The organism is Bifidobacterium phasiani, from assembly GCF_019331775.1.
Taxonomy (GTDB): Bacteria; Actinomycetota; Actinomycetes; order Actinomycetales; family Bifidobacteriaceae; genus Bifidobacterium; species Bifidobacterium phasiani.
Genome location: NZ_JAHBBD010000006.1, coordinates 75,099 through 96,853, shown reverse-complemented (window position 1 = coordinate 96,853; position 21,755 = coordinate 75,099). Strand labels below are relative to the sequence as shown.

Genomic DNA, 21,755 nt, shown 5'->3' with positions numbered 1-21,755 from the left:
AGGCCCTTATGCCACTACCATTCGATGTCCGCGATCGGCGTCGGATCCGGATTGACGTCCTCGCCGGTCACCTTGCCGGAGCGGAAGCGGATCACCTTGTGCGCCATCGGCGCGAGCGCCGAGTTGTGCGTGATGATCATCACCGTCATGTCCTCGTCGCGGCAGATGTCCTGCAGCAGCTGCAGGACCTCCTTGCCGGTCTCGTAGTCGAGCGCGCCGGTCGGCTCGTCGCACAGCAGCAGCTTCGGCTTCTTGGCGATCGCGCGGGCGATGGAGACGCGCTGCTGCTCGCCGCCGGACAGCTGGGCCGGGAAGTTGTCGAGACGGTCGCCGAGGCCGACCTTGCGCAGCGTCTCGGCCGGGTCGAAGTGGTCGGGGCAGATCTGCGAGGCGAGCTCGACGTTCTCCAGCGCGGTCAGGTTCGGCACGAGGTTGTAGAACTGGAACACGAAGCCGATGTCGTTGCGGCGGTAGCCGACCAGCTCCTTCTTGTTCAGGCCGGTGATGTCGCGGTCGCCGACCACGACGCGGCCGGACGTGGCGGTGTCCATGCCGCCCAGGATGTTCAGCGCGGTGGTCTTGCCGGCGCCGGACTGCCCCAGGATCACGGTCAGGCGCCCGCGGTCGGCGGTGAAGCTGGCCTCGTCGAGCGCGCGGATCACGCTGCCGCCGGAGGGGTACTCCTTGACCACCTTGTCGAATTCGATGTACGCCATCATGCACCTCCAGCCGAACGACCGCCCTGCGGGGGCGCCCACGCGCAGGACTGCTATACTCAATAGTAAACCAACACCGTGTCGGTTTCGCAACCGACAGTCGGTTTGCGCGTTGTCGGGTAACGCCCCGGCGCAGGCGGCAGAGCGGCGGCACGACGGCAGGGCGATGCCGCGGCGCGGAAACCGACGGGCAGGCCGCACGCCCACGAGCGGCGACGGACCGCCACATGCACGGCCGACGCGGCAGGCCGCACGGCCAGGCACGGCGCCAAGCGGCAACGCGCGGCCGGCGCGACCGCCGCGGCCGCACCGGACGACACGGCCGAACCGGACGACGCCGCCTGTGCCGTCCTCGCAAACGGCCGGCACAGGCGCGGGATGGAAGAGAGACGCGATGGCGAAGGAACTGACCGAAAGCCGGCGCACGCAATACACGCGGCGCGCCATGCAGGACGCGCTGGTCGAGTTGCTGGCCGACAAGCCGATCGGCCGCATCACCGTCAAGGAGCTGTGCGACCGTGCCGACGTCAACCGCTCCACGTTCTACGCGCACTACGACGGCATCGAGGACCTGCTGCACGACATCGAGAACGACACCATCGACTGGGTGAGCGGCGCGCTCGAACAGCTGCTGGAACAGCCCGACCCCGACAGCATGCGGCACATCGTCGAGCACATCTGCCGGTACATCGCCGACAACCGCAGCCACCTGCGCATCCTGATGAGCCCCAAGGCCGACGCCGGGTTCCAGCAGCAGCTGCTGGGGCTGATCTACGGGCACGGCGACATCGCCGCGCAGCTGCAGCCGCAGGGCACCGACCCGGCCGAGGCCGAGATGCGCGTGCGGTTCGCGGTCTCCGGCAGCATCGGGCTGCTGCAGCACTGGCTGGCCACCGACCTGGAGGCGGCGCCGGAGACGGTGGCCCGCATCATCATCGAGATGTCGCTGCCGGGCGGATCGGCGCGGCGCGAGGAGTAGGCGCCGCGATTCGCCCCGGCGTCCGACCAGCCCGACGCCCGACCCGACACCCGACCAACCCGACACCCGACCCGACACCCACCGCGCGCTACCGGGGCAAAACCGCCCCACACCACGAAGCGATGCGTTCTCGCACCGGCCGGCTCGACACCCCTCATGGATCCACCCCTCCCCGAGCGACGGCCCCGCCGCGACCGCCCGACCGGAGCGGATTCCCGAGCGCCGGGGCCGGGCGTTCGGGCGGCGCCCGGATGACCGAACGCCCGAACGACTCGGAGCGCCCCCAGTCGCCCCGAACGGTTCAGGAGCTTCCGGCATCACGGGATCGCGGCGAGGCCGGCCGCATCCGATGCACGCCGACCATGCCCGCGGCCGTGGCGCGATCCCGCCAACGGGCACCGCAGACCGATCGCGGCCACGCCCCATGCGCTCAGCCCCCCCTGAGCCGCGACATCCTCGCCGGCCTTGCGCAGGGCCACGCCCCATGCGCTCAGCGCCACCATCGCCCAACATACGAGTACATCTCGCTTAGCTGGTGCAGATTTGAGGGATTGCAGACACCTATCTGCACTAGGTGAGGCATCCCTGCGGCAAGACCCCGAGTATCGACGGCGGCATGACGCCATCCATACTCCGGGATCCGGCGATAAGGCGCCTCATCTAACGCAGATAGATGTCCGCAGCACGCCAAATCCGCGCCACATAAGCGAGATACCGCAGCCACCGCCACCGCAATCGACGCCACGACCGGGCCCGCACCGGCCGGTCCCGCCGCAACCCCCTATGCCGGACGTCGCGCACCGCCGTAACATGCGCTGCCGTACAATGCCGACAGCACTCGAAGAGGAAAGGGCCGGTCATGACCAACGCCAAAGACACCGCCAAGACCGCCGACGTGACGGTCCAGGAGCCGCCGTCGCTGCGCAAATCGCTGAAGAACCGCCACATCCAGCTCATCGCGCTGGGCGGCGCCATCGGCACGGGCCTGTTCTACGGATCCAGCGAGTCGATCGCGCTGGCGGGCCCCTCGATCCTGCTGGCCTATCTCATCGGGGGCATCGCGATCTTCATGATCGTGCGCGCCCTGTCGGAGATGTCGGTCGAGGACCCGAAGGCGGGCGCGTTCAGCTACTACGCCACGCGGTACTGGTCGAAGCGCGCCGGGTTCGTGTCCGGCTGGAACTACTGGTTCAACTACATCCTGGTGTCGATGGTCGAGCTGTCGGTGGTCGGCTCGTTCGTCAACTACTGGTTCCCGGGCATTCCGCAGTGGGCGTCGGCGGCGTTCTTCCTGGTGGTGATCACGGCCGCGAACCTGCTGGGCGTGAGCAAATTCGGCGAGATCGAGTTCTGGTTCGCGATCATCAAGATCGCGGCCGTGCTGGCGATGATCGTCGGCGGCCTGGCGGTCATCGTCCTCAATCTGCCGACGGATTCGGGCATTCGCGCGAGCTTCGCGAACTGGTTCGCCCTCGACGGCGGGTTCCTGCCGCACGGCCTGATGCAGCGCGGCGACGACGGCGCCTGGACCGGCCTGCTGATGGCGCTGGTCGTGGTGATGTTCAGCTTCGGCGGCACCGAGCTGATCGGCGTGACCGCGGGCGAGGCCGAGGACCCGCGCACCACCATCCCGAAGGCGACGAACGGCGTCATCTGGCGCATCCTGGTGTTCTACATCGTCGCGCTCGGCGTGATCATGGCCGTGGTGCCGTGGAACCTGATCGACGGCGCGTCCAGCCCGTTCGTGCAGATCTTCGATTCGATGGGCGTGCACGTGGCCGCGGGCATCCTCAACTTCGTGTGCCTGACCGCCGTGATGAGCGTGTACAACTCCGGCCTGTACGCCAACTCGCGCATGCTGTACTCCCTGGCGAAACAGGGCAACGCGCCCGCCTACCTCGGCCGGCTGAGCTCCCGCGGCGTGCCCGCGGCCGCGGTGCTGACCTCGGCGGCGATCACGGTGATCGCGGTGGTCGTGGTGTTCCTGTGGCCCGAGTTCGCGTTCAACTACCTGATGAGCATCGCGACGATCTCGGCGATCATCAACTGGTCGATGATCATGGTCACCGAGATGCGGTTCCGCCGCGTGGTGGCGGCCGGCGGGTCGCCCGACGATTCGGCGCTGGCCGGCAAGAGCGGCCGGGAGGCGTTGGACGCGATCGCGTTCAAGCTGCCGTTCGCCCGGGTCACGCCGTGGGTGGTGCTGGCGTTCCTCGCGATGATCGTGGTGCTGATGTGCTTCTCGGCGAGCTACCGGATCGCGGTGGCCGCCGGCGTGATCTGGCTGGCGGTTCTGCTCGTCGCGTACCAGGCCACGCAGGTCCGGCGGCGATAGTTTAAGTCGGCCGGTTTGCCGGGCAGGTAGTCCGACGGGCCGGGTGCCCGCAGGGTTCGGGCGATGGTCCGCGGACAATGGCGGGATATCGGGATTGTCCGCAGGGTATCCTCCAAACCCTGCGGCCACCGCCGGCGTGCCGCCCGGCCAGGACCGCGACGCGGCCAATCACCTCACATCGTCAGCGCCAGCGCGGTCGTCACCAAGTGGATGACGGCGATGGCGACCAGTACGACGCCGACGATCCAGCTTACCGACTTGTAGGTGGCGCCCATGTCACCGCGGCACAGGCCCAGCCGGCGCCCCAGCGACCACACCGCGGCGGGGCGGGCCAGCACCACGCCGCCGGCCCCGGCGCACACCACGATGATCACGATTTCCAGCACGAGTTCCGCAACGCTCATATCCACTCCGTTCGCCGCGACAACAGGACGACCATGTCACCATCCATTATGCTATACAACGATGTAAAAACGAAACGGGGAGACACGCGCCGGCCGCGCGCGCCGCCGCCCGGACCGGCGCACGGCGGCCCCGATCTCACGGAACGCGTCGCCCCGCACCCGACTTTCCGGCCCGGCACGCCGAGGGCGGCATGCCGACGTGCGCACGGAACAGCCGGCTGAAATACAGCGGGTTGTCGTAGCCGACCATGTCCGCGATCTCGGCGACCGGGTAGTCGGTGCTCTCCAGCAGCATCCGCGCCTCGTTCATCCGGATCGAGGTCTGGTACCGCTTGGGCGACTGCCCGGTCGCCTCGCGGAACACGTGGATGAACCGGCTCACGCTCAGCCCCTGCTCCTCGGCGTATTCGGCGACCGAGAACCGCTCCGCCGCGTGCTCGTGCAGATACGTCACGGCGCCGCGCACGACGGCCGGCATCCGCCCGCCATCGCCGACGGAGACCTCGGCGGCGTGCCGTCGCGCCAGCGCGACGACGCGACGCAGATCGACCTCCACCAGGTCCTCGAAGCCGAGGCGGCGCAGCTGCAGCTCGCCGATCATCCGGCCGAACAGCATGCCGTATTCCGCCGACACGCCCGCGTCGGCGAACCCGTCCGGCGCGACGTCGGCCAGCTCCGGCGCGTCGCGGCCGGAGAAGTGCGCCCAGTACACATCGGTGCGGTCGGAAGCGCGGTATTCGTAGTGCTGCGGATCGCCGGGGCGGTACACCACCAACGTCCCGGCGGGGACGCACCGGATCCGGCCGTCGCGGTAGAACGTCGCCTCGCCGGACGCCACATACAGCAGCTGGTAGTCGCGCCGTCCGCCCGGGCGGTGCGTCTCGAACCGCTCGCGCGTAATCATGCGGTACCGGCCGACGGCGGTGACGACGAGCGGCGTCGCGGCCTCCTCGACCTCGACGTCCGAACGGAACAGGTATCCGGTGGTGATCACCATGTCGCGCGGCGTGTCGCCGGCCTCAGGGACGACAATTTCGTGCATATCCACAATCATAACGGCCATTGCGGGGCGGCCCCGCCGCGCGGATAATGGACACCGGAACCGCCACCGCCGCGCGCCGAGGCACACCGACGCGGCGCACGCCATCAGTCGAAGGAGCTGGTACGCATGTTCATCCCCCACTACTACGAGGACCCGCACACGTTGCACGTAGGCACGATGCCGAACCGCGCGTACTTCGTCCCCGCCTCGACGCGCATGGACACCGTCGGCGAACGGCGTGCGGACTCCGACCGCTTCACGCTGCTCGACGGCGAGTGGGCGTTCCGGTACTACGACAGCATCCACGACCTCGACGCCGCGGTGCGCCGCGCCCGCGAGGCCGATGCGCCGGCGTTCTGCGACGACAACGCCCTCGGCAACTCCGTGCATACCACGACCGACGCCGAGCCGCTGCCCGCCGGGCTCGCGGCGGACGGCTACACGACGGTCCGAGTGCCGAGCGTGTGGCAGAACCTCGGCTTCGACCGTCATCAGTACACCAACGTCAACTACCCGTTCCCGCTCGACCCGCCCTATGTGCCGCAGGACAATCCGTGCGGCGTGTACCTGCGCGCCTTCGAGCACCACGTCGACCCGGCGGCGCCGCGCACGTTCCTGAACTTCGAGGGCGTCGACTCGTGCTTCTACGTCTGGCTGAACGGCACGCCGGTCGGCTACTCGCAGGTCTCGCACTCGACCAGCGAGTTCGAAGTCACGCCGTTCCTGCGCGACGGCGCCAACACGCTGGCCGTGCTCGTGCTCAAGTGGTGCGACGGCAGCTATCTGGAGGATCAGGACAAGTTCCGCATGAGCGGCATCTTCCGCAGCGTGTACCTGCTCGAGCGCCCGGAGCACGCGATCCGCGACTATGCGGTCACGACCGCGATCGACTGGCGGGACGAGGACGGCCAGACGGCCGCGCCCGCCGCGGCCCGGGCGACCGTCGCCATCGACTTCGACTTCCTCGACGGCGCCGCCGCCCCGGTCGCCGTCACGCTGATCGCCCCCGACGGCACGACCGTCGGCGAGGTCGCGAGCGCGCCGACCGAGCATGCCGGCGACGCCGGGTTCCGCGTCACGACCGACCGCGACGCCGCCGACTACATGGGCGACGACTTCGTCGCGCGCGCCCATGCCGCCATCACCGTGGACGAGCCGGCCCTGTGGACCGCGGAGACCCCGGCGCTGTACACCATCGTGTACCGCACGGAGGGCGAGACCATCACCGACCACGTCGGCATCCGGGAGATCCGCGCCGACGGCGGCGTGCTCACCATCAACCGCCGCCCGTTCACGCTGCACGGCGTCAACCGGCACGACTCCGACCCGGTGACCGGCCCCGTCATCGACCAGGAGCAGATCATGCGCGACCTGACGCTGATGAAGCAGCACAACGTCAACGCGATCCGCACCAGCCACTACCCCAACGCGCCGCATTTCTACGACCTGTACGACCGCCTCGGCTTCTACGTGATCGGCGAGGCGGACGACGAAAGCCACGGCGCGTCGTGCGTGATCGACCCGGACATGTCGGAGAAGGCCGCGCTGGAGCGCTGGAACCGCATGATCGCGGACAATCCGGAGTTCACGGACGCCACCGTGGACCGCGTACGCCGCTGCGTCGAGCGCGACAAGAACCGGCCGTCCATCATCATGTGGTCGATGGGCAACGAATGCGCGTACGGCTGCACCTTCGAGGCCGCGCTCGCCTGGACCAAGCGGTTCGACCCGTCGCGCCCGACGCACTACGAGTCGGCCCGCTACGTGACCGACGGCAAGGAGTACGACTTCTCGAACCTCGACACGCACAGCCGCATGTACCCGACGTTGGAATCGATCGAGCGGTATTTCTCCGACGAGGGCCCGCAGGGCGACGGATCGAACGGCGACGACGGCGCGAACGGCACCCGCCCGTACGTGCTGTGCGAGTTCTGCCACGCGATGGGCAACGGCCCGGGCGATCTGGAGGACTACTTCGAGCTGATCCAGCGGTACGACGGCCTGGCGGGCGGCTTCATCTGGGAGTGGTGCGACCACGCGATCGACCGCGGCACCGTGGCGGACGGACGGCGCGCCTACGCCTACGGCGGGGATTCGGGCGAGTACCCGCATGACGGCAACTTCTGCATGGACGGTCTGGTCTACCCCGACCGCACGCCGCACACCGGCCTTCTGGAGTTCAAGAACGTGTACCGGCCGGCGCGCGTGGTCGCGTTCGACCGGAAGACCGGCACGATCACGCTGCACAACTACATGGATTTCCGCGATCTGGCCGACTATGCGACCGCGACGGTCGAGCTGCGTCGCGACGGCGAACCGATCTGGTCGTATGCCGGTCCCGACGGCAAGGGGCTGGCGCTGCCGTCGATCCCGCCGCGTTCCGAGGCGCAGGTGGGCGTGCCGCGGCTGGCGGAGGCGGTGCCGTCAAGCGGCAAGGTGACGCTGATCATACGCTACGCGCTGCGGGCCGACGACGGCGTGCTGCCGGTCGGCTTCGACCTCGGATTCGACGAGGTGGCCGTCGCGACCGCCGACCCGCGCAACCATGTGGTGGCCAAGGCGCAGTCCGAGGCCGGCAAGGCCTGCGACATGCAGCCGACGGTCAGCGAACAGGGCGCGCATCTCGTCATCGAGAACCAGCGGTTCCGCTACGCCCTCGACCGGCGTACCGGGCTGTTCGCGTCGATGGTCGCGGGGAACCGCAACCTGCTCGACCGACCGATGGAGATCGATGTCTGGCGCGCGCCCACCGACAACGACCAGTACGTCAAGAACCGCTGGTTCCAGGCGCGCTACGACCGGGCCTACGCGAGGGCTTACGAGACCTCGTGGTCGGCGGACGGCGGCGTGGTGCGCGTGTCCGCGACGATGGGGCTGGTCGCGCCCGTCGTGCAGCGCATCGCCGACATCCACACGGTGTGGACGATCTCGTCGGACGGCTCGGTGGATCTGCGCATGAGCGTCGAGCGCGACGCGCGGTTCCCGTTCCTGCCGCGCTTCGGTCTGCGGCTGTTCTGCCCGAAGTCGATGGACCGGGTGACGTATTGCGGCCTCGGGCCCGTCGAGAGCTATATCGACAAGCGCCGCGCCAGCTGGCACGGGGTGTTCTCCGGCACGCCGGAGACGATGTTCGAGCCGTATATCAAGCCGCAGGAGAACGGCAACCACCACGACTGCGATTGGGCGGTCGTGGCCTGCGGAGCCGACGGCGGTCCGGCGCTCGGCGTGTACGCGGCGCAGCCGTTCGATTTCCAGGCGCTGCCGTACACCGCCGAGGAGATGACCGCCAAGGCGCATAACTGCGAGCTTGAGCCGGCCGGTTCGACGGTGGTGTGCATCGACTACCGCCAGAGCGGCATCGGTTCGAACAGTTGCGGACCGGAACTGCAGGGCAAGTACCGCCTGGACGAGCAACGCTTCATGTTCTCGCTGCTGCTGCGCCCGGCAGTCTGACGGCATGCGGAGGTTCGGGATGCGCTTCGGCGCGCATCCCGAACCGTGCCCGGGGCGGTTGCCTCCAGCGCCGCGCGCGTGGGTGGGAACCGGTGCCGGCGAGCGCGCGCCCTCACCGGGCGGAATAGCGGCGGATCACCGGTCGGAGGATGGCCTCATGGGCCAGCGCCAGCAGCCCGGGGCCGAGCAGCACCAGCAGGAACAGCCCCTGAGGGAACAGCATCCAGGATGCGGCTAGCAGCACGACGAACGCGGCGTCGACCACGATGACGGCGATTGTGCGCGCCATGTTGCCGAAGCCGATCAGCAACGCGTTCAGCAGAGTCCGGCCGACCGGGTTCTCGAACCGCGCCTGCAGCGCCCACGTCCAGGCGAACGCGATCAGCCACAGTATCGTGGCCGCGAATTTGACGACCAGCAGCGGGGTGATCTGCACGACGATCCAGGACGCGGCCAGCCCCGCGCCGATCAGGCCGAGCACCGCCCACAGCGCCGTGGCCTTGGGGAAGTTGGAACGAAAGGCCGTCAGGAATCGTCGCGTCATATGCCCCTCGCCGTTGCCGAGCGCCCGCGCCGTCTCGTAGGCCGCGCACAGCGAGGCGCCGACGGTCACGACCGGCAGGCAGGCGACCACGGTGAGCACGGTCAGCCACACGGCGTCGGTGAGGTACGACAGCCCGCGCATCAACGCGGAATCCTGGGAGAACAGCGAAGTCATCGGAAACCTTCCCTATCGGTATGTGACGGTCTTATCGGTACGGGCATGCGCCGGCGGCACGGTCGCACAGCGGCCGAGACCCGGGCGGAGCGGCGTCACCGGCGGAACCGACGGCCGATCGAAATCGACGGCCGACGGGCCCGGACCGGAACCGGCGTCGCGGCGAACCGGCATCACGGCGATAAAGCCAACGCCACGACTGCGACAACGCAAACGCCACGGCGATACGACAACGCCATAGCCGCAGCAAGGCAAATGCCACAGCGAAACCGGCGCCGCGGCATCGCGGTGTCAAGACAGCAAAACGAATAATCGAACGATGGCGCCCCAAGCGCCATCGCAATGGAGGCGGGACCGGCCACATGCGCGACCGGTCCCGAATCCGTCAGAGGGAAAAAAGACGACAACTGTGGTGACGACTCAATCAGCTCTCGGACGAGAAGGACTCGGCCTGCGGCAGCATGCCCAGGGAATCCTCGTTGTTGGCCCACTCCTCGGCCCAGCCGTTGACGAACGCGTCCTCGACGGCGGACCAGTCGCCGGTGCCCTGCGCGTACTCGATCAGGGCGTTGGCGATGTCGTCCTGCCACTGCTGGTTCGGGATCGTGAAGCTGCGGACCTCGGTCTTGCCCTCGTCGGTGTAGGCCTTGGCCGCGACGGTCAGCGGGTTGTCGGGCTGCTCGTCATCGCCGAACGTGGTGAACGGCACGGAGAAGCCGCAGTCCTTGGCGAGGATCTGCTTGGCCTCGTCGTCGGTGACCAGCCACTCGATGAAGTCGAGGGTCGCCTGCTTGTCCTGCTCGCTGGCGTTCTTGTTCACGGCCCACGACGCGTCGTACACGCCGGCGACGCCGTAGTCCTCCTCGCCGTCGATGCCCATGAAGTACGGCAGCATGCCGAGGTCCTCGTCGGCGACCTCGTTGTCCTTGATGTTGGAGTAGGCCCACACGCCGTTCGGGTAGAACGCCACCTGGCCGAGCGAGAACTCGGCGGTGCAGTCGTCGTAGGTCTTGGAGCTGACCAGGCCGCCCTCGGTCGGGCTGTTGTTCAGCGACAGGTCGAAGAAGTCCTTGTAGTTGTCGAGGTAGGTGCCCTCGATCTCGAACATGAACGTGGTGTCGTTGTCGCGGTACTCGTAGAACAGCGGGATGCGGGACATGTGCGCGACGAACCGGTAGGTGTCGGAGGCGTCCAGGCCCGGCGTGGCGATGGCGCCGGTCAGGCCGAGGTCGTCCTTGTTCTCCTCGATGCTCTCGACGACGGCCTTGAACGTGTCGTAGTCGGTGATGTCGTCGACGCTGTCGATCACGGCGTAGCTCTTGGCGCAGTAGTCCTCGAGGATCGCCTTGTTGTAGATGATGCCGTACCACTCGGCCGCGTACGGCAGCGTGTAGGCGTTGTCGTCGATCTTGTACGAGTAGGCCTTGCCCTCGTCGGTGAGCATGTCGTACAGGTCGGTGTCCTGCAGCGGCTCGACGTAGTCCTGGTACTTGGCGAACTGGTCGTAGCCGGAGATGTTGAACATCGTCGGGGCGTTGGACTTGGCCAGTTCGGAAGACATCGTCGAGTCGTAGGTGCCGGAGGCGGCGGTCTGGATCTCGACCTCGACGCCGGTCTCCTCCTGGTACATGTCGGCGAGCTGCTGTAGCTGGTCGACGATCTCGGACTTGTTGTTCATGTAGTAGACATGGCCGGTGTCGTCGGCGGAGTCGGAGCCGCAGGCGGCGAGGCCGGTCAGGCCCAGGGCGATGGCCGCGGCGGCCGCGGCGGTCTTCTTCAGGGTTGCCATGGTGGTGATTCTCCTTTGCATCATGGGATGGGTGGTATGGATGGGATGTATGGGTTCGGCCCCGGCCGACGGCGTCGCCGTCGGGAGGGCGGGGGATGGCGGGCGGCGTCGCGGCCGCACCGGTTCGCCGGTCGCGTCCGCCGCCCGTCGGGTCGCGCGGCTGCCGTCAGCCCTTCACCGCGCCGGCGGTGACGCCCGCGATGATGTACTTCTGGCAGAAGAGGTAGAAGACGACGATCGGGATGATGGCGAGCACGAGGCAGCCCATCATCGCGCCCATGTCGACCGAGCCGTAGCCGCCCTTGAGGTACTGGATCGCGATCGACATGGTCTTGTACTTGCGCATGTCGAGCGTCAGGTACGGCAGCAGGAAGTCGTTCCAGATCCACATGGTCTGCAGGATCGCGACGGAAACGATGCTCGGCTTCATCATCGGCACGACGATCGTGAAGAACGTGCGCGGCACCGAGGCGCCGTCGATCATCGCGGCCTCCTCGATCTCGGCGGGCAGCGACTTGACGACGCCGGTGAAGATGAACACCGCCAGGCCGGCGCCGAAGCCGAGATAGACGACCCACAGGCCCCACGGGGTGTTCAGGCCGAGCGTGTCGGCGATCTTGGACAGCGGGAACATGACCATCTGGAACGGCACGATCATGTTGAACAGGAACAGCAGGTAGATGGTCTTGGCGAACGTGTTGTTCACGCGGACGATCCACCACGCGCACATCGAGGTGCACAGCAGGATCAGCGCGACCGAGCCGACGGTGACCACGACCGTCCAGCCGAAGCTGGCGATCAGGTCGGTGCGGTCGATGCCGCGGGCGTAGTTCTCCAGGCCGACGAACATGTCGCCGGTCGGCAGGCTGAAGGTCTCGGAGCTGATGTACGCCTTGGACTTGAACGAATTGATGACGACCAGGATGATCGGGAAGATCCAGGCCAGCGACACCAGGGCGAAGACGGCCGTCCAGACGGCGGGGTGCCTCAGTTTGCTTCTCATGCCTCGACCTCCTTGCTGGTGGTGAGCTTGTTCTGGATCACGGCGATCACGGCCACGATGATGAAGAACACCACGGCCTTGGCCTGGCCGACGCCCTCGTAGCCGATGCGGCCGTAGAACGTGCGGTAGATGTTCAGCGCGAGCATCTCGCTCATGTTGCTCGGCGCGCCGTTGGTCAGCGCCAGGTTCTGGTCGAACAGCTTGAAGCCGTTGGTCACGGTCAGGAACGAGCACACGGTGATGCTCGGCATCATCAGCGGGATCGTCACCTTGAACAGGGTCTGGCGGGAGTTGGCGCCGTCCACGGCCGCCGCCTCCATCACGTCGGTGGGCAGGGCCTGCAGGCCGGCGATGTAGATGACCATCATGTAGCCGATCTGCTGCCAGCACACCAGGATCACCATGCCCCAGAAGCCGTAGACCGCGGAGTAGGTCAGCGAGCGCCCCCAGTGGGCGAGCACGCCGTTGAGCAGCAGCTGCCAGATGTAGCCCAGCACGATGCCGCCGATGAGGTTCGGCATGAAGAACACGGAGCGGAACAGGTTCGCGCCCTTCATGGCCTTGGTGAACATGTAGGCGACGAAGAACGCCGCGACGTTGATGATGATCGTCGTCACGACGGTGAACGCCACCGTCATCCACAGCGCGTGGATGAACTCGGGGTCGGAGAACACGCCGGCGTAGTTCGAGAGCCCGACCCACTCCGCGTCGGTCACGGTCGTGAACTTGGTGAAGCTCAGGTACACGCCGATCACGAACGGAGCCACGAACCCGATGGCGAACGCCGCACACGTCGGCAGCGCAAACAGCGCCCACCACCGGCGTATCGATTTGCCGACCATGCTGATCATGGTTTCTCGCTTTCTCTTCGTTGAGATCCGGCGCCGGTCCGGCGTCGGAATCCGGTTGCGGCCGGCGGGTCCCGCGTCGATGCGGACCCGCCGCCGCGGGGTGCTACGGCGTCAGCCGAGCATCATCCAGGCGCTGGTGTCCTGCGGCAGCCTGCCGTCGTCGGTCAGGTCGCCGGAGGTCAGCAGCACCTCGCCTTCGGGCAGGGCCACCGGCTCCGCGCCGAAGTTCGTCATCACCGCCCAGCCGTTGGACCGGCGATAGGCGATGACGCCGCCCGGGTTGCCGTCGGCGCCGTCGCGCAGGCCCGACGGCGCGTCCTGCGGCAGCCACGCGAACCCGGTATCGTCCGGCATGTACCGGTGGCGCAGCGCGAGCGCGGTGCGGTACAGGTTGAGCATGGAGGTCGCGTCGGCGTCCTCGACGTCCACCGCGTGCCGCGCGAACCAGCGGGGCTGCGGCAGGTGCGGCGGTTCGGCGGGCGCGCCGGCCTGGTCGGCGTCCACGCCGGCGCCGACGGTTTTGACGGCGGGCGAGAACCCGAACGACCCGGCATGCGCGTAGGCGGACGGCTCGCCGTCGGCCGCGGGCGCGTCGACGCAGTCCGCGGCGACCCACGGCAGCGGCACGCGGCAGCCGTCGCGGCCCTTCTGCGTGCCGGCGCGGACCGTGTGGAACGCCGTCGGATCCTCGAGTTCGTCCCAGGGGATGTCGGCGACCTCGAACAGGCCGAGCTCCTCGCCCTGATACACGTAGGCGGAGCCGGGCAGACCCAGTTCGAGCAGCAGGGCCGCGCGCGACCGCTTCTCGCCCAAGGCGCGGTCCTCGTGGTAGCTGGCGCCGTCGCGCATCAGCCAGTCGATGGCGATCTGGTGGTGCACGCGGGCCGGGACCTGCGGCAGGCCGTAGCGGCTGGCGTGGCGCGGCACGTCGTGGTTGCTCATCACCCACGTGGCCGTGGACCCGGACTCCTCGGCTGCGGCCAGGCCCTCCTCGATGGCCTCGTGCATCTCGTCGCGGATCCAGTTCTTCTTGGCGAACTCGAAGTTGAACACCTGGCCGAGCTCGTCGGGGCTCGCGTAGAGGTACTGTCGCCTGGGATTGACCCAGGCCTCGGCCACGGCGAAGCGCGGCGGGTCGTACTCGTTGAACACCCGGCGCCATTCGCGGTAGATCTCGTGGACCTCGTCGCGGTCGTAGATCGGGTAGCTGCCGTCGTCGGGCAGGAACGGGGCCTGCACCGGGTAGTCGTCGAGGTCGTCGCGGTCGAGGTCCTTGGCCAGGCCGTGCGCCACGTCGACGCGGAAGCCGTCGGCGCCGTGGTCGGACCAGAAGCGGATGGTCCGCAGGAAGTCCTCGCGGACCTCCGGGTTGTTCCAGTTCCAGTCCGGCTGTTCGACGGTGAACAGGTGCAGGTACCACTGGCCGTCGGGCACGCGGGTCCAGGCGGGGCCGCCGAAGCTGGCGATCCAGTCGGTGGGCGGCAGCTCGCCGTGCTCGCCGCGTCCGTCGCGGAAGATGTAGCGGTCGCGTTCGGGCGAGCCGGGGCCGGCCTTGAGCGCGGCCTGGAACCATTCGTGCAGGTTCGACGAATGGTTCGGCACGATGTCCACGACCACCTTGAGGCCGTGCTCGTGCGCGGTGCGGGCGAGGCGGTCGAAGTCGTCCATCGTGCCGAGCTTGGGGTCGACGGCGCGGTAGTCGTCCACGTCGTAGCCGCCGTCCGCCAGCTGGCTCGGGTAGAAGGGGCTGAGCCACAGCGCGTCGACGCCGAGCTCGGCGAGGTACGGGATCTTCTCCGTCACGCCGTTGAGGTCGCCCAGACCGGAGCCGGTCGTGTCCTTGAACGAGCGGGGGTAGATCTGGTACACCACCGCCTGCTGCCACCAGCTCAGCGCACGGGCCGCATCGGCGCCCGGCTCCTGCGGCCGGGTGACGCTGTTGTCACCGTTCATCACTGATCCTCCACTGTGAGTGCCATGGGATCGCCGTCGATGACAACGCTTTCAATGCATGCGCATAACATGCAAGCGCAATCTCTCGCAGCAATCTCCCTGCGGTATTTTTCTTCTGATGCTGTCGCAACGCAGCGCGTTTCTTCAGCGAAATAGCCACGCCGCCTTACGACAGGTCAAGATGATAGCGCTTGCATCACTATGTCGTCAAATAGCGTGTCGCCGCCTCGCAACACCCGCTGGAAAGAACCTGGAAGACCTCGTATAGTGAAAGTTACAGCATCCCCTGCAACCAATGTTGCAGCATCACAAGGAGAACGCATCGTGGGAAAATCCACCATCCAGGACGTTGCCAAGCTGGCCGGCGTATCGGAGGCGACGGTGTCGCGGGCCCTGCGCGGCCTGTCCAACGTCGCGCCGGCCACCCGCCAGCGCGTCGAGGACGCCGCCGCCGCCCTGCGGTTCTCGCTGTCCAAAAGCGCCTCGGCCCTGGCCTCCGGCAGGGCGAACCGCGTCATGCTGATCGTCTCCGGCCGGCTCAACGACTGGTTCAACTCCTCGCTGCTGCAAGGCACGCACGAGATCCTCTCGCCCGCCGGGTACGACGTCGTGCCGACCTGCATCACGAACCGCGACGAGCTCAGCCGGCTCATCGCCGCGCTGCCGAGCACCCGCAACACCGACGCCATCATCGTCTCCTCGTTCACGCTCGACGAGACGTTCCGCAACGCGCTCGCCCCGCTCGACGTGCCGCTGGTCGGCGTCAACAACCCGACGGTCGAGGGGCTCGACGCCAGCGTGCGCATCGACGACCTCGGCGGCATGCACCAGGCGGTCCAGCTGCTCCACTCGCTCGGGCACCGCCGGCTCGCCTACATCGGCAACCTCATCCCGCCCGACCTGAGCTACAGCAGCAACCTGCGCGGCGACGGGTTCCGCGACACCGCACTGGAGCTCGGCTACACCGAGGACGACCTGTACTTCGCGCCGTCGAAGGCGGAGAACCAGGTGCTGCCGATCCAGGAGATCATCCGGCGCAGCACCGCGCAGATGCTGGCCTCGCCGGAAAGCCCCACCGGCGTGTGCGTGCAGACCGACGACATGGCCGCCCTGATGCTCAACGAGCTCAAACGGCAGCACATCCGGGTCCCCGAACAGATGTCGGTCATCGGGTTCGACGACCAGCCGACGGCGGAACTGCTCGGCATCACCACCATCCACCAGGATCCGGTGCTGCTCGGGCGCGAGGCCGCGACGCGCGCGCTCGACCTCATCCAGGAGAAGCGGCCAGAACAGCCGCACCTGCTGGTGGACACGATTCCGGTGCTGCGGACCACGACCGGGGTGCCGCAGCGAATCGACTAGGCGGCCGGGCGGCGCATCGGGCGCGCGCGGAACGGATCGGCCAAACACGCAACCGCCCCCATGCACAATGTGTCCCACGTTCCGGCGCCGAACACCCCAAAAGCGCGGCGCTCCGAACACGCCAGGCGCATACCGCCGATCCCTCCCAGCCGAGTACAACGTATACCCGGTTCACAGGTTGGAGCCCTTCCATCCTGTGAACCGGAAATGCACACGATCACCCATCACCCGCACATCCCGCCGGCGCCATTCCAACGTTTCGCCATGCAAACCGCACATGCGCCGGTTCACAGGATCGCTCGGCTCCAACCTGTGAACCGGAGCCCCGTCCGCACACCCATCAGTCCGACTTCATTCCCCGCCGGAGGCCTTACCGGCCTTCCTCCCACCCTGCACCCATCAGCCCCGACGGCGGCATGCGGTACAACATCAGGTATGGAATATGTAACGCTGAACAACGGGGTCCACATGCCGCTGCTGGGCCTGGGCACTTGGGACCTGCGCGGCGAGGACTGCGAGCGCGTGGTGCGCGAGGCGGCCGACGCCGGATATCGCCTGTTCGACACCGCGCAGATGTACGGCAACGAGCGCGAGGTCGGCGATGCGCTGCGGCGCAGCGGCATCGACCGGGAGGAGCTGTTCGTCACGACCAAGCTCTACCGGCCCTCGGCGAGCTACGACCGCGCGAAGCGCGGCATCGAGGAGTCGCTCAAGGCCCTGGACCTGGAGTACATCGACCTGCTGCTCATCCACGAGCCGTACGATCAGGCGCCGGCCATGTACCGCGCGATGGAGGAGGCGCTGGAACGCGGCCAGGTCCGCGCGATCGGCGTGTCGAACTTCAAGTCGCTGATGTACGAGAATCTGCTGCAGACCTGCGACGTGGTGCCGGCCGTCGACCAGGTGGAGGCGCACGTCTACTTCGCGCAGCGCACGCTGCAGCGCAACCTGGCGGCCCACGGCACGATGATGCAGGCGTGGGCGCCGTTCACCGAGGGCCGCCGGCCGATCTTCCAGGAGCCGACGCTCCGCGACATCGCCGAAAGCCACGGGAAGACCGCGGCGCAGGTGGCGCTGCGGTACCTGATCCAGCTCGGCATCGGCGTGATCCCGAAGTCCTCCAAGCGCGGCCGGCTCCGCCAGAACATCAACGTGTTCGACTTCTCGCTGACCGACACGGAGATGGATGCGATCTCGGCCCTCGACGAGGGCAAGTCGCTGTTCGGCTGGTACTGACCGCGGCGGGTGCGGCAAGCGCCGGCGACGCCGACGGCGGGAGCGGCCCGACGCCGATGTCCGATCCCTGCGGCGGTCGGTACGTTCACCGTGCGGCCGCCCACCGCGATCCGGTTGCGGCCATCCGACGCGCACAATGTGTGCGTGGCACGCACATGGTCGGCGGGCGATCCACGCGACGCCATGCGACCGACGCTGTCTCGCGGACGCGACACCTTCGCCGCACGGCGACGTTCCTACCGCACAGCCCGCCGACGGTCCGACGCGCCAAACGGCCCGACATGCGTCTGCGACCGCCCCGGAAGCCGCCGGCGACCACGGACGACAAGCCGTGGCGAGCGGAGCACGACGACGCCACGCTCGGCGACCCCGGCTCGGCGACCGCCTCCGATCGCGGTGCCAGACCGTCCCAAAGCAATGAAAACGTCGCAGGCGGCAACGTTACCAGGGCGCCTCCGCCACGCGGCCGCCCCGACCGGCGGCAGCCGGAATGCGCCTACACTGTCCGTATGGGCATATCAACGGAGACCAGCGCGGATACGGACCGGAGCGAGGGCGGCTCGCCGGGCGTCGGCGGACCGGGCGCCGCGGGCCATCGCACGACTGCGAACACGGAAGAGGCGGCGGCGCCATCCCCGCCGAAGCCGACCGAGCCCACGGCGACGGCCATCACGCTCGCCCCCGAGAAACGCGCGAAGGTCGACCGCTACCGCGAGCTCAACCGCACGGTCGAACCGGGCGGCATCGTGTGCGCCGGGTCGTCGCTGATGGAGTTCTTCCCAATCGAGCGCATGGCCACCGAGGCCGGGCTGGACCTGAACCTGCACAACCGCGGCGTCGCCGGGCTCGTGGCCGACGAGCTGCTGGCGTGCCTCGACGAGTGCGTGCTGGCGTTGCGGCCGGCGCGGCTGGTCATCAACATCGGCACGAACGACCTCAACGATCCGGCGACCACGAACGACGTGCTCGTCGCGCGTTACGGGCGCATCCTCACCGCGATCGAGCGCGAGCTGCCGGGCATCGACATCACGATGCCGGCCTACTACCCGGTCAACCCGGATGTGGCGACCGACGAGGGCGTGCGCCGCTGCCTCGCCGTGCGCACCAACGCGCGCATCCGTTCGGCGAACGAGGCGGTCCGGAGCCTGGCGGAGCGGCACCACGCCCGGTTCGCCGACCTCAACGCGCCGCTGCTCGACGACCACGGCCGGCTGCGCGCCGAGTACACCGTCGAGGGCATGCACCTCAACGAGGCCGGCTACCGCGCCATCCTCCCCGCGTTCCTCGACCTGCTGAACGGCTGAGCGTCTCTCGGAAGACCAGCCCATCCGCCGGTCAGGCAGCAGTCAGGCGGCGGTCAGGAAGCGGACGACCTCGGCGACGGCCGCATCGCGGTCGGCCCCGTCGATGCCGTGGTCGAGGCCGGGGTACAGGCTGACCGCGCAGTCCGGCATGGCCTCGCCGTACCGGCGCGACGCGGCCGGGTCGACGACGTCGTCGGCCAGACCGTGGATCGCCAGCGACGGCCCGGCGAACCGCGACGTCACCTCGTAGATGGGCAGCACCTGGGCGATGCGGAAATAGTGGCCGCCGACCACGTGCGCGCCGCCGTCGATCGCGACCGCGTCGGGGATGTGCGCGGCGTCGTAGCGCACGCCCATGCAGGTGCCGGCGATGGCGTCATCCCGGAGCGTGGCGGCGGGCGCCATCAGCGCCAGCCGGTCGATCACGTCGTGGTACAGCCCGGCGGTCATGCCGGCGACCACGCCGCCCTGCGAGTGGCCCAGCAGGCGGATGTCCATCACCCAGTCCAGACCGCGGACGTAACGGAGGACGGCGATGGCGTCCTCGATCTCGTTGAGCACGTCCATGCGGCCGAAGTCGCCGTCGCTGCCGCCGTGCCCATTGAAGTCGAACCGGACGGCGGCGACCCCGCCGGCGACCAGGCCGTCCGCGATCCGCTGGTACAGCGTGCCCGGACGGGCGCCCATGTCGCCGGTGAACCCGTGCATCATGATGACCGCGGGGCACGGGGCGGCGGGCGCGGGACGGTCGATGACCCCGCGCAGGCGCAACCCGTCGCGCATCACGTCGAATTCCATGTGTGCCTCCTTGCCGATGGTGTCGGTTCCAGCGTAGCGGCCGGGGAGACCGAGCGGCCGAGACGCAACACGCCGAAGGTGGTCGCAGGGTTCGGGGGATGGTCCGCGGACAATCACACGATTCCGCCATTGCCCGCGGACTATCCTCCAAACCTTGCGGGAGCCTCGGGCGTGTCGGGACTGATGTCCCCGGGCATGATGGAGCAGCATCCGCCCGCCTATGGGAGACCGCTTCACGCCGTAGATGTCCCCGGGCATGGTGGGGCAGCATCGGGCGCAACGAGGGCAATGCCTCGGACGTGACGATGACCTGGGAGTGGAGGTCAAACACCATGGAGACAACGTCTCAGATGTGGCACCTCCCGGATATGACGAAGGCCGCCAGCCTGGGGCTGACGGCCTTGGCACAATGTGTCTTTGGGGGAAAAGATTCTCCCATCCCGCAGAGGAATTTCACTCACATGCGGATGGCTCCGGCGGCACGGAAGTCCACTGGACTTCCTCTGCGGCCGCCTCGCGTGCAGTGACTTGTGAAATTCCCTGCGGGAATTTCGGTCACTGCACCTGGGCGCGGGCGATCTTGCCGGTGAAGGAGTTGGCCTCGTCGGCGTCCTTCGGGGCGTCGTTGTTCCAGGAGAACATGGCGCGCAGCTTCGGGCCGACCTCCTCGATGCGCACGTGCGAGTACTCCTCCTGCAGCGCCTTGAACTTCGGGGCGCCGGCGTCCTGGTCCTCGATGAACTCACGGGCGAAGGAGCCGTCCTGGATGCGCTTGAGGTGGTACTCCATGCGCTCACGGACGTGCTCGTCGATGCAGGTGTTGACGTAGTCGCCGTACTGGGCGGTGTCGGAGCAGGACCAGCGGTCCTTGTTCAGGCCGCCCTCGTTCATCAGGTCGACGATCATCTTGAGCTCGTGGCACACCTCGAAGTAGGCGATCTCCGGCTGGTAACCGGCGTCGGTGAGGACCTCGAAGCCCATCTCGACGAGCTTGTTCACGCCGCCGAGCAGCACGTTCTGCTCGCCGAACAGATCGGTCTCGGTCTCCTCCTTGAAGGTGGTCTTGATCGCGCCGGCGCGCAGGGCGCCGAGGGCCTTCGCGTAGGCGAGGGTCAGATCCCAGGCGTCGCCGCGCGGATCCTGCTCGACGGCCACGACGACCGGGACGCCACGGCCGGCCGCGTACTCGCGGCGCACGATGTGGCCCGGACCCTTCGGAGCGACCATGAAGATCGGGTGGTCGGCCGACGGCTTGATGTAGCCGTAGTGGATGTTGAAGCCGTGGGCGAACGCGATGGCCGCGCCCTCCTTGAGGTTCGGCTCGATCTCGTTGGCCCAGACCTTGCGCTGGGTCTGGTCCGGGGTCAGGATCATGATCACGTCGGCCTCGGCGGCGGCGTCGGCCACGGACTTGACGTCCAGGCCCTGCTCCTTGGCGAACTCGACGGACTTCGAGGTCGGGCGCAGGCCGACCACGACGTCGACGCCGGAATCGCGCAGGTTCAGCGCATGCGCGTGGCCCTGCGAGCCGTAGCCGATGATCGCGACCTTCTTGCCCTGCAGGACCGAGAGGTCGCCATCGTTCTCGTACCAGATCTGTGCAGCCATGTAAGCACTCCTTTATGTTGTTCGGTTGTCGTCAGTCGTCCGGCTATGGCTCCGCCAGCCGATCGCATCGAGGATTTTGTCCTCGCAAACTGGAGACCATCTTACTCGTCCGGCGTTCCCGCACGAGGCCCGTCCCACCTATCGGGCGGCGTGCGCCGAAGCCCGCGGCCGGCCGGCGGCACGCGGATACGCGGGGAGCCG

General features: G+C 68.1%; 16 protein-coding genes. 6 read left to right on the top strand and 10 right to left on the bottom strand.

Translation table 11 applies throughout. From position 1 onward, the window contains the following. Positions 1-14 precede the first annotated feature (14 nt). Positions 15-716, bottom strand: coding sequence for an ABC transporter ATP-binding protein (locus KIH73_RS04040; RefSeq protein ID WP_219080855.1), 702 nt, complete (start codon positions 714-716; stop codon positions 15-17). 394 nt (positions 717-1,110) lie between these two features. On the opposite strand from KIH73_RS04040, the gene KIH73_RS04035 reads away from it, so the two are divergent. Then, a complete protein-coding gene (locus KIH73_RS04035) occupies positions 1,111-1,695 on the top strand; it encodes a TetR/AcrR family transcriptional regulator (protein WP_219080853.1) in 585 nt (194 codons plus the stop codon). 859 nt (positions 1,696-2,554) lie between these two features. Further along, positions 2,555-4,030: an amino acid permease gene (locus tag KIH73_RS04030; RefSeq protein WP_219080851.1), complete on the top strand. Its 1,476-nt coding sequence runs from the start codon at positions 2,555-2,557 to the stop codon at positions 4,028-4,030. 173 nt (positions 4,031-4,203) lie between these two features. Here KIH73_RS04030 and KIH73_RS04025 read toward each other — a convergent pair whose 3' ends face one another. Beyond that, on the bottom strand, positions 4,204-4,434 hold the full coding sequence (locus tag KIH73_RS04025; RefSeq protein ID WP_219080850.1) for a hypothetical protein: 231 nt from the start codon (positions 4,432-4,434) through the stop codon (positions 4,204-4,206). A 136-nt stretch (positions 4,435-4,570) separates the two neighbouring features. Beyond that, positions 4,571-5,476, bottom strand: a complete 906-nt coding sequence (locus KIH73_RS04020; RefSeq protein ID WP_219080848.1) for a helix-turn-helix domain-containing protein — start codon at positions 5,474-5,476, stop codon at positions 4,571-4,573. Positions 5,477-5,602: 126 nt separating this feature from the next. On the opposite strand from KIH73_RS04020, the gene KIH73_RS04015 reads away from it, so the two are divergent. Next, entirely contained in the window at positions 5,603-8,929 is a 3,327-nt protein-coding gene (locus tag KIH73_RS04015; protein WP_219080846.1) for a glycoside hydrolase family 2 TIM barrel-domain containing protein, read from the top strand. A 112-nt stretch (positions 8,930-9,041) separates the two neighbouring features. Here the strand turns inward: KIH73_RS04015 and KIH73_RS04010 are convergent, their stop codons facing one another. The 5 genes from KIH73_RS04010 to KIH73_RS03990 all read right to left on the bottom strand — a co-directional run bounded on the left by KIH73_RS04010 (position 9,042) and on the right by KIH73_RS03990 (position 15,243). Further along, positions 9,042-9,647: a YesL family protein gene (locus KIH73_RS04010; RefSeq protein ID WP_236022564.1), complete on the bottom strand. Its 606-nt coding sequence runs from the start codon at positions 9,645-9,647 to the stop codon at positions 9,042-9,044. Between the two features lie 424 nt (positions 9,648-10,071). Beyond that, positions 10,072-11,436 (bottom strand): ABC transporter substrate-binding protein, encoded by a 1,365-nt coding sequence (locus tag KIH73_RS04005; protein ID WP_219080844.1) that lies wholly within the window; start codon positions 11,434-11,436, stop codon positions 10,072-10,074. Positions 11,437-11,602: 166 nt separating this feature from the next. Beyond that, positions 11,603-12,439, bottom strand: coding sequence for a carbohydrate ABC transporter permease (locus KIH73_RS04000; protein ID WP_219080842.1), 837 nt, complete (start codon positions 12,437-12,439; stop codon positions 11,603-11,605). Beyond that, entirely contained in the window at positions 12,436-13,290 is an 855-nt protein-coding gene (locus tag KIH73_RS03995; protein ID WP_219080840.1) for a carbohydrate ABC transporter permease, read from the bottom strand. Before KIH73_RS03995 ends, KIH73_RS04000 begins: the two co-directional genes overlap by 4 nt. A 111-nt stretch (positions 13,291-13,401) precedes the next feature. After that, a complete protein-coding gene (locus KIH73_RS03990) occupies positions 13,402-15,243 on the bottom strand; it encodes a glycoside hydrolase family 13 protein (protein ID WP_219080838.1) in 1,842 nt (613 codons plus the stop codon). 324 nt (positions 15,244-15,567) lie between these two features. Between KIH73_RS03990 and KIH73_RS03985 the strand changes: the two genes are divergently transcribed. From KIH73_RS03985 to KIH73_RS03975, 3 genes are all read left to right on the top strand, one after another. Next, positions 15,568-16,608: a LacI family DNA-binding transcriptional regulator gene (locus tag KIH73_RS03985; RefSeq protein WP_338023947.1), complete on the top strand. Its 1,041-nt coding sequence runs from the start codon at positions 15,568-15,570 to the stop codon at positions 16,606-16,608. Positions 16,609-17,043: 435 nt separating this feature from the next. After that, positions 17,044-17,844 carry an aldo/keto reductase gene (locus KIH73_RS03980; protein WP_219080834.1) on the top strand — a complete coding sequence of 267 codons (801 nt, stop codon included), beginning with the start codon at positions 17,044-17,046 and terminating at the stop codon, positions 17,842-17,844. 509 nt (positions 17,845-18,353) lie between these two features. Next, the gene (locus tag KIH73_RS03975) at positions 18,354-19,148 is read left to right on the top strand and encodes a GDSL-type esterase/lipase family protein (protein ID WP_219080831.1); all 795 of its coding nucleotides are present in this window, start codon (positions 18,354-18,356) and stop codon (positions 19,146-19,148) included. Positions 19,149-19,190: 42 nt separating this feature from the next. Here the strand turns inward: KIH73_RS03975 and KIH73_RS03970 are convergent, their stop codons facing one another. Together KIH73_RS03970 and ilvC are read right to left on the bottom strand one after the other, a co-directional pair. Next, complete coding sequence (locus KIH73_RS03970; RefSeq protein WP_219080829.1) at positions 19,191-19,946, bottom strand: alpha/beta hydrolase family protein; 756 nt, start codon at positions 19,944-19,946, stop codon at positions 19,191-19,193. Between the two features lie 555 nt (positions 19,947-20,501). Beyond that, positions 20,502-21,554 carry a ketol-acid reductoisomerase gene (gene ilvC, locus KIH73_RS03965; protein WP_219080827.1) on the bottom strand — a complete coding sequence of 351 codons (1,053 nt, stop codon included), beginning with the start codon at positions 21,552-21,554 and terminating at the stop codon, positions 20,502-20,504. Positions 21,555-21,755 lie beyond the last annotated feature (201 nt).